The sequence below is a fragment of the Streptomyces sp. NBC_01233 genome, from assembly GCF_035989305.1.
Taxonomy (GTDB): Bacteria; Actinomycetota; Actinomycetes; order Streptomycetales; family Streptomycetaceae; genus Streptomyces.
The window spans coordinates 2,214,907-2,230,000 of record NZ_CP108514.1; the positions used below are offsets into that span (position 1 = coordinate 2,214,907).

Consider the following 15,094-nt stretch of genomic DNA (forward strand, 5'->3'; position numbering starts at 1 on the left):
GGGACCATACGGGTGCGGATCCCGTACGAGATACCGCCGGACACCCCCCAGCCTCACCCACACGGCCTAGCATCGCGTCACCCCGGCGGCCCGCCCGCGAACGGCCGCTGACACGGCGGAGGGCCCCCGCGCGGTGCGCGCCGGGCCCTCCTGAATCCGTGTCGCCGCGGGCCGGCTCACGCGTCCGCGCGCGCCGCCGCCAGCAGTTCCTCGGCGTGTGCCCGCGCGGAGACCGAGTCCTCGTGCCCCGCCAGCATGCGCGACAGCTCGCGGATCCGGTCCTCGCCCTCCAGGACGGTGACCCCGCTCCTGGTGACGGACCCGTCGTTGGTCTTCTCGACGAGCAGCTGCCGGTCCGCGAAGGCCGCCACCTGCGGCAGGTGCGTGACGACCACGACCTGCGCCGACCTGGCCAGCTTCGCCAGGCGCCGGCCCACCTCGACCGCCGCCTTGCCGCCGACCCCCGCGTCGACCTCGTCGAAGAGGTAGGTCGGCACCGGGTCGGAGCCGGCGAAGACGACCTCCACGGCGAGCATCACCCGGGACAGCTCACCGCCCGAGGCGCCCTTGGCGATCGGCCGCGGCTGGGCGCCGGGGTGCGGGGCCAGCAGCAGTTCGACCTCGTCCGCGCCGGAAGGTCCGTAGGCGACCGGGCGGCCGTCCACGTCCACCCCTTCGGGGTCCTCGGCCTGCCGGACGTCGATCGTCACCCGGGCGTGCGGCATCGCCAGCGAGGCCAGCTCCTCCGTCACGGCGGAGGCGAAGCGGGTCGCCGCCTCCACCCGGGCGTCCGTCAGCGCCTGGGCCAGCAGCGACAGTTCGGAGCGCAGCCCGTCGCGTTCGACGGTCAGCTCCGTGATCCGCTCGTCGTCGCCGTCCAGTTCCAGCAGCCGTGCCGCGCCCTGCTCGGCCCATTCCAGTACGGCCTCCACGGTGCCGTCGGAGCCGTACTTGCGGGTCAGCTGGGTCAGGGCCGCCCGCCGCTCCTCCACCGCGGCCAGCCGCAGCGGATCGGCGTCCAGGTCGTCGGCGTAGCCCGCCAGCTCTCCGGCCACGTCGGACAGCAGGATGCCCAGCTCCCCGATCCGCTCGGCGAGCGCGCCGAGCGCCCGGTCGTGCGACCGTACGGATTCCAGGGCCCGGTGGGCGCCCGCGACGAGCATGTTCGCGTCGATGGCCTCCGGGTCCTCGGGATTGCCCGCGAGCGCGGCGTGCGCCAGCTGCGCCGCCGAGGCCAGCGATTCGGCGTGCCCGAGCCGCTCGGCCTCGGCCGCCAGCTCGGTGTCCTCGCCGGTCACCGGCTCCACGGCCGCGATCTCGTCCAGCCCGAAGCGCAGCAGGTCCGCCTCCTGGGCCCGCTCCCGGGCCCGGGTGGTGATCTCCTCCAGCTCGACGGCGACGGCGCGCAGCCTGCGGTAGGCGGAGCCGTACTTCTCCAGCGGGACGGCGACGGCGTCCCCGGCGTACCGGTCGAGCGCCTGCCGCTGCCGGGCCGGGCGCAGCAGCCCCTGCTGGTCGGTCTGCCCGTGCACGGCGACCAGGTCGTCGGCGAGCTCGCCGAGCAGGCCGACGGGCACGGAGCGGCCGCCGACGTGGGCGCGCGAACGCCCCTCGGCGGACACGGTCCGGCTGATCAGCAGGGCGCCGTCGTCGAGCTCCGCCCCGGCCTCCTCGGCGCGTAGGGCGGCGGGCGCGCCGGGGCGCAGGACGATGCGGCCCTCGACCACCGCGGCCTTGGCCCCGATCCGCACCAGGGCCGGGTCGGCGCGACCGCCGAGCAGCAGCCCGAGGCTGGTGACGACCATCGTCTTGCCCGCGCCGGTCTCGCCGGTCACCGCGGTGAAACCGGGCGACAGCTCGACCACCGCGTCGTCGATGACCCCGAGCGACCGTATCCGCATCTCCTCAAGCACGGGACGACGATACCGAGGTTTCACCGGTGCCATGTGACGTCACCCGCCCCGAGTTCTCCGAACGGATGTGCTATTAAGGGCGAAGGGCGACACGCCGGGACACCCGCTAGTGGGGCGCCCCGCGCCAACCGGACACGGGCAGTGCGAACTTCGCGACGAGCCGGTCCGTGAAGGACGCGTGGTGCAGCCGGGCGAGCCGCACGGGCACCGCCCCGCGCCGGACCTCCACTCGGGCCCCGGACGGCAGCTCCAGCATCCGCCGGCCGTCGCACCACAGCACGCCGTGCGGGGTGCCGCTCTGCACCTCCACCGCCAGCACCGAGGTGGGCGAGGTCACCAGCGGCTTCGCGAACAGCGCGTGCGCGCTGATCGGCACCATCAGCAGCGCCTCCACCTCCGGCCAGACCACCGGCCCGCCCGCGGAGAAGGCGTAGGCCGTCGAGCCCGTCGGAGTCGCACAGACGATCCCGTCACAGCCGAAGCCGGTCACCGGGCGCCCGTCGATCTCCAGGACCACCTCCAGCATCCGCTCCGGGGACACCTTCTGGACCGCGGCCTCGTTCAGTGCCCAGTCCCGGTGGACCACGTCGCCGTTCGTGCGCACGACCACGTCGAGGGTCATCCGCTCCTCGACCTCGTACGAGCGCGACACCACCCGGTCCACGACCTTGTCCAGGTCGTCGCGCTCGGCTTCGGCGAGAAACCCCACCCGGCCCAGGTTGACGCCCAGCATCGGCACCCCCGAGGCGCGCGCGAACTCCGCGCCCCGCAGCAGGGTCCCGTCCCCGCCCAGCACGATCAGCAGCTCGCACCCGTCGAGCACCCCCGGGGTGGACTCGGTCACGAGCTCCACCTCGGGCGGCAGCGGCAGGTCCACCGCCTCGTGCGCGAAGACGCGTACGCCCAGCCCGCAGCGCAGCAACCCCTTGACCACCAGCTCCGCGCTGCGGATGGCCGCCGGCCGCCCGGTGTGCGCGAGCAGGAAGACGGTGCGTTCCCCCGTTGAATCTGTCACTGCGGCCCCTCCGCCACTGCACGGTCAACATCCGCCGGGTCGAGTGCCGGTGCCCCCGCCCGCAGCCACAGAAAGTACTCGACGTTGCCCGACGGCCCCGGCAGAGGGCTCGCCGTCACCCCGACGACGCCCAGACCGAGCTTCGCCGCCTGCGCCGCGACCTCGCGCACGGCCTCCGCCCGGAGCTCCGGGCTGCGCACCACTCCGCCGCTGCCCAGCCGGTCCTTGCCGACCTCGAACTGCGGCTTGACCATCAGCACCAGGTCCGCGTCGGACGCGCAGCACCGTACGAGCGCGGGCAGCACCAGCCCGATGGAGATGAAGGACAGGTCACCGACGACGAGGTCCACCGCGGTCCCGTCGATCTGCTCGACCGTCAGCTCGCGCACGTTCGTCCGGTCCTTGACCGTCACCCGGTCGTCGCTCTGCAGCGACCAGGCGAGCTGCCCGTAGCCGACGTCGACGGCGACCACGTGGGCGACGCCCGCGCGCAGCAGCACGTCGGTGAACCCGCCCGTGGAGGCCCCGGCGTCCAGCGCGCGGCGGCCCTCCACGCGCAGCCCCTGCGGCTGGAAGGCCGCCAGGGCGCCCGCGAGTTTGTGGCCGCCCCGCGAGACGTAGTCGGGATCGCTGTCGTCCTTGAGGACGACCAGAGCCGCGCTCGTCTCGACCTGGGTGGCGGCCTTGGTCGCGGTGGTGCCGCCCACGGTCACCCGGCCCGCGGCGATCAGCTGCGCGGCGTGCTCGCGCGAGCGGGCCATGCTGCGGCGTACCAGTTCGGCGTCCAGGCGGCGGCGTGCCACTCCTGCCACGTTCGGTTCAGCTCCTGTTTTCGTACGGACCGGGGACGGGCGGTGCGTCCAGCGCCGTCAGCGCCTCGCGCAGCCCCCGGTGGACATCCTCGTACACCTCGACGTGTCCGTCCGCAGCGAGGTGGTCCGCGTCCGCCAGGCGCGCCAGGCGCGCGTCCACGCCGGAGTGTCCGGTGGGAGTGCGTACAACGCCCAGCGCCACGGGCCCCGCGGGCCCGGCGGAGGCTTCGCGGTCGGCTTCTGCTGCGCCCTGGGCTTCGTCGGTCATGCCCCGACGCTACCCCGAAGCGCCCCGCGACCACGCATGGCTCTGCGGTACGGTCGTGATCACGATGGCTACGATCCAGGAGTGCCGCGAAGCACTCGACACCCTCTCCGGCAATCTCGCCCGGGCCGACGGCGGCGTACGCGGCGCGGCCGCGCTCGACCGCTCCCTGAGCTGCCACATCACGGACCTCGACGAGACGTTCACGGGCCGCCTCGACGGAGGCCGCATCCGCGTGGACGCGGTCGCCCCCGGCCCTCCGGCCGCCAAGGCCGAGATCCGCCTCGCGATGACGGGCGACGACCTCGTCGCCCTGGTCGCGGGCGACCTCAAGTTCGCCAAGGCCTGGGCCTCCGGCCGAGTCAAACTGGAAGCCGGCTTCCGCGACCTCCTACGCCTCAAGAGCCTGCTGTAGGCAGTGTTCAAGGCGCGGAACCCCGAACTTTCAGCCCCGCCCGCACCACTCCAGCCCCGCCGGCGTTTGAGGCGTGAAGGTCCCCCGGACGGAGTCTGGGGGAGGGTCCGGGGCGGCGCCCCAGCAGCCGGCCCGCACCCCTACACCACCACGTGAGCCCCCGCACGCGAACGCCGCGCAGCCGGAATCACCAGCGGCGTCCCCGTCTCCGGATCGTCGATGATCTGGCACTTCAGGCCGAACACCTTCTCCACCAGCTCCGCCGTGACCACCTCCGCCGGCGGCCCCTCCGCCACGACCTTCCCGCCCCGCATCGCGATCAGGTGCGTCGCGTAGCGGGCCGCGTGGTTCAGGTCGTGCAGCACCGCGACCAGCGTCCGCCCCTGGTTCTCGTGCAGCTCCGCGCACAGGTCCAGCACGTCGATCTGGTGCTGGATGTCCAGGTACGTCGTCGGCTCGTCGAGCAGCAGCAGCGGCGTCTGCTGCGCCAGCGCCATCGCGATCCACACCCGCTGCCGCTGCCCGCCCGACAGCTCGTCGACGGCGCGGTCGGCGAGTTCGGCGACCCCGGTCGAGGCCATGGACTCGTTCACGACCCGCTCGTCCTCGGCCGACCACTGCCGCAGCAACCCCTGGTGCGGGTACCGGCCGCGCGCGACCAGGTCGGCCACCGTGATGCCGTCCGGCGCGATCGAGGACTGCGGGAGCAGCCCCAGAGTCTTGGCGACCTTCTTCGCCGGCATCGACCCGATCACCTGCCCGTCCAGCAGCACCCGCCCGGCGGCCGGCTTCAGCATCCGCGACAGGGCCCGCAGCAGCGTGGACTTGCCGCAGGCGTTGGGGCCGACGATCACCGTGAAGGAGTTGTCGGGGATCTCCACCGACAGGTTCTCGGCGATGACCCGCTGGTCGTAGCCGAGCGTCACGTTCTCCGCGGTCAGCCGCTGCACTTGCGTACTCCTCATCAGGTTCATATACGTCCCGCCTTGCGCTCGGTGACGAGCAGCCAGAGCAGGTAGAGACCGCCGACCAGCCCGGTCACCACGCCCACCGGCAACTGGTCGGCGCCGAAGGCGCGCTGCGAGGCCCAGTCGGACACCATCAGCAGCACCGAGCCCATCAGTGCGGCCGTCAGCAGGTTCCCGCCGGGCGAGCGGGTGAGCCGCCGGGCCAGCTGCGGCGCGGCCAGCGCGACGAAGCTGATGGGCCCGGCCGCCGCGCTCGCCGCGGTGGTGAGCAGGATCGCCGCGAGCATCAGCAGCAGCCGCGTCCGCTCCACCCGTACCCCGAGGGCGTACGCGGCGTCGTCGCCCATCTCCATCATCCGCAGGGCCCTGCCCTGCCCGAGGACGAGCGGGAAGAGCACCGCGCAGACCGCGAGCAGCGGCCACACCTGGGCCCAGTCGCGGCCGGCCAGCGAGCCGGTCAGCCAGACCATGGCGCGGGTGGCCTCGATCATCTGGGCCTTCGTGATCAGGTACTGGATCAAGGCGATGAGCATGGCGGAGGCGCCGATGCCGACCAGCACCAGCCGGTAGCCCTGGATGCCCTGCTTGTACGCCAGCAGGTAGACGGCGGCTCCGGCCAGCAGGCCGCCGATCAGCGCGCCGACGGCCACCTCGGTGGCATCGCCCTTGAACAGGATGATGACGACGAGCGCGCCGACCACCGAGCCGTAGCCGAAGCCCAGCAGGTCCGGTGAGCCGAGCGGATTGCGGGAGACCGACTGGAAGACCGCTCCGGCCATCCCGAGGGAGGCGCCGACGAGCAGGGCGACCAGGACCCGCGGCAGCCGCAGGTCGTTGACGATGAAGTCGTTGGCGGGCGTGCCGTTGCCCAGCAGGGTCTGGACGACGTCCCACGGTGCGATCCGGAAGTCGCCGGTGCCGATGAGCACGACGGCCAGCGCGAGCGTCACGGCGGCGAGCAGGAGCCCGACGGCCAGCGCGCGCCCCTCGACGCGCAGCGAGATCCCGCCGGGCAGGTGCAGCGGACGGGGCCCGGACCGGCCCTTGCGAGAGGTGTCGTCCACGGTCGCGGTCACGGTCACAGCTGGGCCATCCTCTTGCGCCGAACCAGGTAGATGAAGACGGGGCCGCCGATGAGCGCGGTCACGACGCCGACCTGCAGTTCGGCGGGCCGGGTGACGACACGGCCGACGACGTCGGCGCCGAGCAGCAGGACGGGTGACAGGACGGCCGAGTACGCGAGCACCCAGCGCATGTCGGGACCGGTGAACGCCCGGACGAGGTGCGGGATCATCAGCCCGATGAAGACGATGGGCCCGCACGCGGCGGTCGCCGCACCGCACAGCAGGGTGATGGCGACCACGGCGCCGATCCGGGTCCGCGTCAGGTGCGCGCCGAGCGCCCGCGCCGTGTCGTCGCCCATGGCCATCGCGTTCAGCGGCCGGCCCAACGACAGCGCGAGCACCGCGCCGACGAGCAGGAAGGGGGCCACCTGCCGGACGGTGTCCATGTTGGCCGAGGCCAGCGAACCCACCGTCCAGAAGCGGAGCTTGTCGAGCGCCTTGCTGTCCATCAGCTGCACGGCGTTGATGTAGCCGACCAGGGCCGCGCTGGCCGCCGTACCGGCGAGCGCGAGGCGTACCGGGGTCGCACTGCGGCTGCCGCCGAGCACGTACACGACGACCGAGACGACGGCGGCGCCGAGGAAGGCCCACCACACGAACTCACGGATCGACGTCGCGCCGAAGAAGCTGATCGCGGAGACCACGGCGGCCGCGGCGCCGGCGTTGACGCCGAGAATGCCGGGCTCGGCCAGCGGGTTGCGGGTCAGCGCCTGCATCACGGCACCGGACAGACCGAGCCCGAGGCCGACCATCAGGCCGAGGAGCGTGCGCGGCACCCGCAGGTCCCGCACCACCACGTCGGAGGGCGTCCCCGCGTAGGCGAACAGGCCGTGCCAGACCTCGCCGAGTGGCATCTGCTTGGCGCCCACGGCGATGCTCACGACGGCGATCAGCGCCAGCACCACGAGGGCGGCGAGCAGACCGGCGGCGCGGGCGGCATGGCGGGGGCGGGCGGCGGCGGCCCGTTCGGGCGCCGCGCTCGGTTCGGATTCGGGGGGACTCTCGACCAACACGCAGGTTAGGCTAACCTAGCCTGCACCCCGGCCGGATCCCCCCTTGCGCCCTAAAGACCCAGCCTGGCCAGCGCCTTCGCCGCATCCAGCGTGCAGGCTCCGTCCCCGGCCGCCGTCCAGGCCGCCGCGCACAGCGCCCGCAGCCCGTCGACCGGATCCCCGCCGTCCCCGCGCAGCTCCAGCACGCCGCGGTTCAGCGCGACCGCGGTCCAGCCTCCGCAGCGGAACCCCTCCGCGACCGGTTCCACCTCCGGCTGCCCGGTCAGCAACCCCCTCAGGTCCCGGTCCACGTACGTCGGCCGGTGCCTCGGCTCGGCCCGCACCAACTGCTCCGCGTCCGTCACCCCGGTCAGCACCAGCAGCGAGTCCACCTCCCCGCTGAAGGCTCCCTCGATGTCGGTGTCGAGCCGGTCCCCGACCACCAGCGGCCGCTCCGCCCCGGTCCGCAGCACCGTCTCCCGGTGCATCGGGGGCAGCGGCTTGCCCGCCACCTGCGGCTCCGCGCCCGTGGCGATCCGTACGACCTCCACCGCGGCCCCGTTGCCCGGCCCGATCCCGCGCGCCCCGGGGATCGTCAGGTCGGTGTTCGACACGTACCATGGCACCCCGCGGTTGATCGCGTACGAGGCCTCCGCGAACCGCCCCCAGGGCAGATCGGGCCCTCCGTACCCCTGCACCACCGCCGCCAGGCCCGCCTCCTCGGCCGAGTCCACCGGCACGAGCCCGCGCTCGCGCAGCGCGACCCGCAGCCCCTCCCCGCCGATCACCAGCACCTTCGACGCCGGCTCCACCTGCTCTGCGATCAGCCGGGCCACCGCCTGCGCCGAGGTGATCACCTCGGCGGCCTCCGTCGGGATGCCCAGCTCGCTCAGGTGCTCCGCGACGGCGTCCGGGGTCCGCAGCGCGTTGTTGGTGACGTAGGCGAGGTGCATCCCGTCGGCCCGGGCCGCGGCGAGGGACTCCACGGCGTACGCGATGGCCTCGCCGCCCGCGTACACCACCCCGTCGAGGTCCAGCAGGGCGGTGTCGTACGCCTGGTGCAGACTCTGCTCACTCGCCGCGGGACTGGTCCTGCTCTGCCGGGTCATCGCGTCCGCTCCTCATGGATCGATCTTGTCCGATTCTGCACTGCCCCGATCATCCCGCATGGCGAGACGCGACTTACCATGCAGCAATGACCACACCTGGCACCGCGGACCAAGGGCTGCGACTGATCCCGTTCCATGGCCTGCGCTACGTCCCGGAGCGTGTCGGCAGCCTCGCGGCCGTCACCTCCCCGCCGTACGACGTGGTCGTGCGCCCCGACGGAGTCGACCACCTCGAATCCGCCGACCCGCACAACATCGTCCGCCTGATCCTCCCGCAGGCCGGCACCCCGGCCGCACGCAACGAACAGGCCGCCCGCACCCTGCACGACTGGCTCGCCGAGGGCATCCTCAGCGCCGACCCCGAGCCCGCGCTCTACGTGTACGAGCAGCACAGGGCCGGCCTGCTCCAGCGCGGCGTCATCGGCGCCCTCGCCCTGTCCGCCGCGGACGCCGGCATCGTCCTCCCCCACGAGGACGTCATGCCGGACGTGGTCACCGACCGGGCCGGCCTGATGCGGGCCACTTCCGCCAATCTCGAACCGCTCCTGCTCACCTACCGGGGCGACGACCCCGACACGGGCGCGGCCGCGGTCGTCGAGCGGACCGCCCGGCGCGCACCGCTGTTGTCCACCACCACCGAGGACGGCTTCCAGCACCGCCTCTGGGCCATCACGGACCCGGACGAGCTGGCCACCGTCACGGCGGATCTCAGCCACCGCCAGGCCCTCATCGCCGACGGCCACCACCGCTGGGCGACCTACCTGCGCCTCCAGGAGGAGCACGGCTCCCCCACGGCCTGGGACTTCGGCCTGGTCCTCCTCGTGGACACCGCCCGCTACCCGCTCCAGGTCCGCGCCATCCACCGGATGCTGCGCCGGCTCCCGGTCGCCGACGCCCTCGCCGCCCTCGGCGGCCACTTCCGCATCACTGCGGTCGACGGGCCGCTCCCGCTGGCACTGGACGCCCTCGCGGACGCCTCGGAACGGGGCAACGCCTTCCTCCTCACCGGCGACGGCACCTTCCACCTGGTCACCGATCCCGACCTGGCGCTCCTCGACCGCACGGTCCGCCACGACCGCCCGGAGGCCTGGCGCCGGCTGGACGCCACCGTCCTGCACGCCACCCTGCTCGACGCCCTCTGGCACGTTCCGGACGCCCCCGAGGAGATCACGTACATCCACGACGCCGCGTCCACCGTGGCCATGGCCGAACGCCACGGGGGCACCGCCGTCCTGCTGCACCCCGTACGGGAAGAGGTCGTACGGGACCTGGCCCGCCAGGGCGTCACCATGCCCCGGAAGTCCACCTCCTTCGGACCGAAACCAGCCACCGGCTTGGTCCTGCGCGGCCTGGGCTGAACGCCTCCGGACATGAAGAAGGGCGGTACCCCACCGGGGGTACCGCCCTTCTCATTCGTTCACCGTGCTTCAGGCCTTGTCGCGGCCCGAGTCCTGCGCGTCGGCGTCGGCGTCGGTCGCGGACTGCTCCAGCGGCTCGTACTCCTCGTCGTCCTCGTCGTAGTACTCGGCGACGTCGGAGGCGCGCTCGGCCGCGGCGATCTCCGCCTCGTCCTCGATCTCGTCCTCGATCTCGTCCTCGATCTCGTCCTCGATCTCGACGTCGCTGTCGCTGTCGCCGTCGACATCGACATCGACGTCGGACAGGTCGATCGCAGCGTCGACGAACTCGACACCGTCGAGCTCGGCGAGGCGGTCCGAGGCGTCGGTGGCCCCGTCCTTGTCCGCTTCGAGGGTCTTGCCGAACCACTCGCGCGCCTCGTCCTCACGACCGGCGGCCAGCAGGGCGTCGGCGTAGGCGTACCGCAGGCGCGCGGTCCACGGCTGGACGGAGCTGGAGGCCAGCTCCGGGCTCTGCAGCGTCACGATGGCCGCTTCGAGCTGCCCCTGGTCCCGCCGGGCACCGGCCGCGACCAGACGCATCTCGACCTGGCCGGCCTTGTCCAGCTTCTGCACCTCGGGCTCGCCGGCCATGGCCAGCGCCCGCTCCGGACGGCCGAGGCCGCGCTCGCAGTCGGCCATGACGGGCCACAGCTCGACCGAGCCGGTCATGCGCTTGGCGGCGCGGAACTCCGCGAGGGCCTCGCTGTACTTCTGCGTGGCGTACGCGGCGAAGCCGGCGGCCTCGCGGACGGCGGCGACACGGGAGGCCAGTCGCAGGGCGATGCGCGAGTACGCGTACGCCTGCTCGGGGTCCTCGTCGATCAGGCGCGCGACCATGACCAGGTTCTTCGAGACCTCTTCGGCCAGGCCCTTGGGCAGGCTCAGCAGCTCCTGGCGCACATCGGCGTCGATCTCGAGGCCGGTGACGTCCTCGTCGATCGGAAGCCGCTTGACCGGGTCACGGTCGGAGCGGAAGTCACGGTCGCCGCCACGGTCATCGCGACCACGGTAGCCACCACGGTCACCACCGCGATCGTCACGGCCACCACGGAACCCGCCACGGTCGCCACCGCGGTCGTCGCGGCGCGGGTAGGACGGGCGGTCGCCGCCACGGTCGTCACGGCGGAAACCGCCGCCACCGCCACCGGTGGGACGGTCACCGCGGTCGTCACGACGCGGGTAGGACGGACGGTCCCCGCCACGGTCATCGCGACGCGGGTACGACGGACGGTCGCCACCACGGTCGTCGCGACCGCCGCGGAAACCACCGCGCTCGTCATCACGACGCGGGTACGAGGGACGCTCGCCACCACGGTCGTCACGACGCGGGAAGCTGGGACGGTCCCCACCACGGTCGTCACGACGCGGGTACGAGGGACGCTCGCCACCACGGTCGTCACGACGCGGGTACGACGGACGGTCGCCACCACGGTCGTCACGGCGGAAACCGCCGCCACCGCCACCGGAGGGACGGTCACCGCGGTCGTCGCGGCGCGGGTAGGACGGACGGTCGCCACCACGGTCGTCGCGACCGCCGCGGAAACCACCGCGCTCGTCATCACGACGCGGGTACGAGGGACGCTCGCCACCACGGTCGTCACGACGCGGGTACGACGGACGGTCGCCACCACGGTCGTCACGGCGGAAACCGCCGCCACCGCCACCGGAGGGACGCTCGCCACGGTCGTCGCGGCGGAAACCGCCGCCACCGCCACCGGAGGGACGCTCGCCACGGTCGTCGCGGCGCGGGTAGGACGGACGGTCGCCACCACGGTCGTCACGGCGGAAACCGCCGCCACCGCCACCGGTGGGACGGTCACCGCGGTCGTCACGACGCGGGTAGGACGGACGGTCCCCGCCACGGTCATCGCGGCGCGGGTAGGACGGACGGTCGCCACCACGGTCGTCGCGACCGCCGCGGAAACCACCGCGCTCGTCATCACGACGCGGGTACGAGGGACGCTCGCCACCACGGTCGTCACGGCGGGGGTAGCTCGGGCGGTCGCCGCCACGGTCGTCGCGACCGCCGCGGAAACCACCGCGCTCGTCATCACGACGCGGGTACGAGGGACGCTCGCCACCACGGTCGTCACGACGCGGGAAGCTGGGACGGTCCCCACCACGGTCATCGCGACGCGGGTACGACGGACGGTCCCCACCACGGTCGTCACGACGGAAACCGCCGCCACCACCGCCGCCACCGCCACCGGAGGGACGACCACCGCGGTCGTCGTCACGGCGGGGGTAGCTGGGACGGTCGCCGCCGCGGTCGTCACGGCGGAAACCGCCGCCACCACCGCCGGCGGGACGCCCGCCACGGTCATCGCGACGGAAGCCGCCGCCACTGCCTGCACCGGCCGGCCGACCACCACGGTCGTCACGACGGAACGGGGGACGGTCGCCACCACGGTCGTCACGGCCCCCGCGGTAGCCGCCCCTGTCACCGCCGTCGTTGCGCCGAGGCTCGCGCTCCGGACGATCGTCGGGAGAGTTGGACATGGGTGTAGCTCCTGTCTTCGGGGTACCGCTAGTCATTCTCGCGCAACCAACCCATGGCCGCGCTTCGGCGTAAAGAGGTGAAACAAAAAAAGGACCCTTGGTCCAGCGTTGAACGCTGGACCAAGGGTCCTTTGAAAGATTGTTCGGCGGCGTCCTACTCTCCCACAGGGTCCCCCCTGCAGTACCATCGGCGCTGAAAGGCTTAGCTTCCGGGTTCGGAATGTAACCGGGCGTTTCCCTAACGCTATGACCACCGAAACCCTATCGGTTTCGAGCGAACAAGCACACTTTGTAGTTATGTTCTAGCTCTAGAAACCAGCAACTGTTCGTTGCTTCAGAACTAACACAGTGGACGCGAGCAACTGAGGACAAGCCCTCGGCCTATTAGTACCAGTCAGCTTCACCCGTTACCGGGCTTCCACATCTGGCCTATCAACCCAGTCGTCTACTGGGAGCCTTACCCTCTCAAGGAGGTGGGAATACTCATCTTGAAGCAGGCTTCCCGCTTAGATGCTTTCAGCGGTTATCCCTCCCGAACGTAGCCAACCAGCCATGCCCTTGGCAGGACAACTGGCACACCAGAGGTTCGTCCGTCCCGGTCCTCTCGTACTAGGGACAGCCCTTCTCAATATTCCTACGCGCACAGCGGATAGGGACCGAACTGTCTCACGACGTTCTAAACCCAGCTCGCGTACCGCTTTAATGGGCGAACAGCCCAACCCTTGGGACCGACTCCAGCCCCAGGATGCGACGAGCCGACATCGAGGTGCCAAACCATCCCGTCGATATGGACTCTTGGGGAAGATCAGCCTGTTATCCCCGGGGTACCTTTTATCCGTTGAGCGACGGCGCTTCCACAAGCCACCGCCGGATCACTAGTCCCGACTTTCGTCCCTGCTCGACCCGTCGGTCTCACAGTCAAGCTCCCTTGTGCACTTACACTCAACACCTGATTGCCAACCAGGCTGAGGGAACCTTTGGGCGCCTCCGTTACCCTTTGGGAGGCAACCGCCCCAGTTAAACTACCCATCAGACACTGTCCCTGATCCGGATCACGGACCGAGGTTAGACATCCAGCACGACCAGAGTGGTATTTCAACGATGACTCCACAACCACTGGCGTGGCCGCTTCACAGTCTCCCACCTATCCTACACAAGCCGAACCGAACACCAATATCAAACTGTAGTAAAGGTCCCGGGGTCTTTCCGTCCTGCTGCGCGAAACGAGCATCTTTACTCGTAGTGCAATTTCACCGGGCCTATGGTTGAGACAGTCGAGAAGTCGTTACGCCATTCGTGCAGGTCGGAACTTACCCGACAAGGAATTTCGCTACCTTAGGATGGTTATAGTTACCACCGCCGTTTACTGGCGCTTAAGTTCTCAGCTTCGCACGCCCGAAAGCGCACTAACCGGTCCCCTTAACGTTCCAGCACCGGGCAGGCGTCAGTCCGTATACATCGCCTTACGGCTTCGCACGGACCTGTGTTTTTAGTAAACAGTCGCTTCTCGCTGGTCTCTGCGGCCACCCCCAGCTCACGGAGTAAATCCGATCACCAGTGATGGCCCCCCTTCTCCCGAAGTTACGGGGGCATTTTGCCGAGTTCCTTAACCATAGTTCACCCGAACGCCTCGGTATTCTCTACCTGACCACCTGAGTCGGTTTAGGGTACGGGCCGCCATGAAACTCGCTAGAGGCTTTTCTCGACAGCATAGGATCATCCACTTCACCACAATCGGCTCGGCATCAGGTCTCAGCCTTAATGAGGGACGGATTTGCCTACCCCTCGGCCTACACCCTTACCCCGGGACTACCACCGCCCGGGCTGGACTACCTTCCTGCGTCACCCCATCGCTTACCTACTACAAGTCTGGTTCGTCGGCTCCACCACTTTCCTTTCCCCGAAGGGTCCGGAACGGCTTCACGGACTTAGCATCGCCTGATTCGATATTGGGCGTTTCAAAGCGGGTACCGGAATATCAACCGGTTGTCCATCGACTACGCCTGTCGGCCTCGCCTTAGGTCCCGACTTACCCTGGGCAGATCAGCTTGACCCAGGAACCCTTAGTCAATCGGCGCACACGTTTCTCACGTGTGTATCGCTACTCATGCCTGCATTCTCACTCGTGAACCGTCCACAACTAGCTTCCGCTGCTGCTTCACCCGGCACACGACGCTCCCCTACCCATCACAGCGGGCGTTGGCCCTATTGCTGCAATGACACGACTTCGGCGGTACGCTTGAGCCCCGCTACATTGTCGGCGCGGAATCACTTGACCAGTGAGCTATTACGCACTCTTTCAAGGGTGGCTGCTTCTAAGCCAACCTCCTGGTTGTCTCTGCGACTCCACATCCTTTCCCACTTAGCGTACGCTTAGGGGCCTTAGTCGATGCTCTGGGCTGTTTCCCTCTCGACCATGGAGCTTATCCCCCACAGTCTCACTGCCGTGCTCTCACTTACCGGCATTCGGAGTTTGGCTAAGGTCAGTAACCCGGTAGGGCCCATCGCCTATCCAGTGCTCTACCTCCGGCAAGAAACACACGACGCTGCACCTAAATGCATTTCGGGGAGAACCAGCTATC

At 70.4% G+C, this 15,094-nt stretch carries 11 protein-coding genes, 2 rRNA genes and 1 pseudogene (1 of these 14 cut by a window edge); 2 read left to right on the forward strand and 12 right to left on the reverse strand.

Annotated features, from left to right (window positions below):
• Positions 1 to 176: 176 nt before the first annotated feature.
• The 4 genes from recN to OG332_RS10180 all read right to left on the reverse strand — a co-directional run bounded on the left by recN (position 177) and on the right by OG332_RS10180 (position 4,008).
• Complete coding sequence (gene recN, locus OG332_RS10165) at positions 177 to 1,901, reverse strand: DNA repair protein RecN (protein WP_327419168.1); 1,725 nt, start codon at positions 1,899 to 1,901, stop codon at positions 177 to 179.
• A gap of 118 nt (positions 1,902 to 2,019) precedes the next feature.
• The gene (locus tag OG332_RS10170) at positions 2,020 to 2,928 is read right to left on the reverse strand and encodes an NAD kinase (protein ID WP_319730088.1); all 909 of its coding nucleotides are present in this window, start codon (positions 2,926 to 2,928) and stop codon (positions 2,020 to 2,022) included.
• Positions 2,925 to 3,740: a TlyA family RNA methyltransferase gene (locus OG332_RS10175; RefSeq protein WP_327413142.1), complete on the reverse strand. Its 816-nt coding sequence runs from the start codon at positions 3,738 to 3,740 to the stop codon at positions 2,925 to 2,927. Before OG332_RS10175 ends, OG332_RS10170 begins: the two co-directional genes overlap by 4 nt.
• A gap of 7 nt (positions 3,741 to 3,747) precedes the next feature.
• Complete coding sequence (locus tag OG332_RS10180; protein ID WP_327413143.1) at positions 3,748 to 4,008, reverse strand: hypothetical protein; 261 nt, start codon at positions 4,006 to 4,008, stop codon at positions 3,748 to 3,750.
• A gap of 64 nt (positions 4,009 to 4,072) precedes the next feature.
• Here OG332_RS10180 and OG332_RS10185 point away from each other — a divergent pair, with 64 nt between their 5' ends.
• Positions 4,073 to 4,420: an SCP2 sterol-binding domain-containing protein gene (locus tag OG332_RS10185; protein ID WP_327413144.1), complete on the forward strand. Its 348-nt coding sequence runs from the start codon at positions 4,073 to 4,075 to the stop codon at positions 4,418 to 4,420.
• Between the two features lie 140 nt (positions 4,421 to 4,560).
• On the opposite strand, the gene OG332_RS10190 is transcribed toward OG332_RS10185, so the two are convergent.
• Genes OG332_RS10190 through OG332_RS10205 form a run of 4 tightly spaced genes read right to left on the reverse strand, consistent with a single transcriptional unit; the run spans position 4,561 to position 8,613 of the window.
• A complete protein-coding gene (locus OG332_RS10190; RefSeq protein WP_327413145.1) occupies positions 4,561 to 5,394 on the reverse strand; it encodes an ABC transporter ATP-binding protein in 834 nt (277 codons plus the stop codon).
• Positions 5,391 to 6,464: a FecCD family ABC transporter permease gene (locus OG332_RS10195; protein ID WP_442816341.1), complete on the reverse strand. Its 1,074-nt coding sequence runs from the start codon at positions 6,462 to 6,464 to the stop codon at positions 5,391 to 5,393. The genes OG332_RS10190 and OG332_RS10195 overlap by 4 nt, the downstream gene beginning before the upstream one ends.
• Positions 6,465 to 6,466: 2 nt before the next feature.
• A complete protein-coding gene (locus tag OG332_RS10200) occupies positions 6,467 to 7,525 on the reverse strand; it encodes a FecCD family ABC transporter permease (RefSeq protein ID WP_327413146.1) in 1,059 nt (352 codons plus the stop codon).
• Positions 7,526 to 7,575: 50 nt separating this feature from the next.
• A complete protein-coding gene (locus OG332_RS10205; RefSeq protein ID WP_327413147.1) occupies positions 7,576 to 8,613 on the reverse strand; it encodes an HAD hydrolase-like protein in 1,038 nt (345 codons plus the stop codon).
• Positions 8,614 to 8,699: 86 nt separating this feature from the next.
• Between OG332_RS10205 and OG332_RS10210 the strand changes: the two genes are divergently transcribed.
• Positions 8,700 to 9,971 carry a DUF1015 domain-containing protein gene (locus OG332_RS10210; protein WP_327413148.1) on the forward strand — a complete coding sequence of 424 codons (1,272 nt, stop codon included), beginning with the start codon at positions 8,700 to 8,702 and terminating at the stop codon, positions 9,969 to 9,971.
• A 69-nt stretch (positions 9,972 to 10,040) separates the two neighbouring features.
• Here the strand turns inward: OG332_RS10210 and OG332_RS10215 are convergent, their stop codons facing one another.
• From OG332_RS10215 to OG332_RS10230, 4 genes and pseudogenes are all read right to left on the reverse strand, one after another.
• Complete coding sequence (locus tag OG332_RS10215) at positions 10,041 to 10,913, reverse strand: tetratricopeptide repeat protein (protein ID WP_327419170.1); 873 nt, start codon at positions 10,911 to 10,913, stop codon at positions 10,041 to 10,043.
• Between the two features lie 60 nt (positions 10,914 to 10,973).
• Positions 10,974 to 12,548 (reverse strand): annotated as a pseudogene (locus tag OG332_RS10220) (hypothetical protein); the annotation flags it as partial.
• Positions 12,549 to 12,653: 105 nt separating this feature from the next.
• Positions 12,654 to 12,770, reverse strand: a 5S ribosomal RNA gene (rrf, locus tag OG332_RS10225).
• A gap of 106 nt (positions 12,771 to 12,876) precedes the next feature.
• Positions 12,877 to 15,094: ribosomal RNA gene (locus OG332_RS10230) — 23S ribosomal RNA — on the reverse strand; it runs 905 nt beyond the window's last position.

Bases quoted from the DNA above. Each gene is read 5' to 3' on its own strand.
- OG332_RS10210 (WP_327413148.1), top strand. From the start codon at position 8,700: ATGACCACACCTGGCACCGCGGACCAAGGGCTGCGACTGATCCCGTTC.
- OG332_RS10190 (WP_327413145.1), bottom strand. From the start codon at position 5,394: ATGAACCTGATGAGGAGTACGCAAGTGCAGCGGCTGACCGCGGAGAAC.
- OG332_RS10205 (WP_327413147.1), bottom strand. From the start codon at position 8,613: ATGACCCGGCAGAGCAGGACCAGTCCCGCGGCGAGTGAGCAGAGTCTG.
- OG332_RS10180 (WP_327413143.1), bottom strand. From the start codon at position 4,008: ATGACCGACGAAGCCCAGGGCGCAGCAGAAGCCGACCGCGAAGCCTCC.
- OG332_RS10185 (WP_327413144.1), top strand. From the start codon at position 4,073: ATGGCTACGATCCAGGAGTGCCGCGAAGCACTCGACACCCTCTCCGGC.
- recN (WP_327419168.1), bottom strand. From the start codon at position 1,901: ATGCGGATACGGTCGCTCGGGGTCATCGACGACGCGGTGGTCGAGCTG.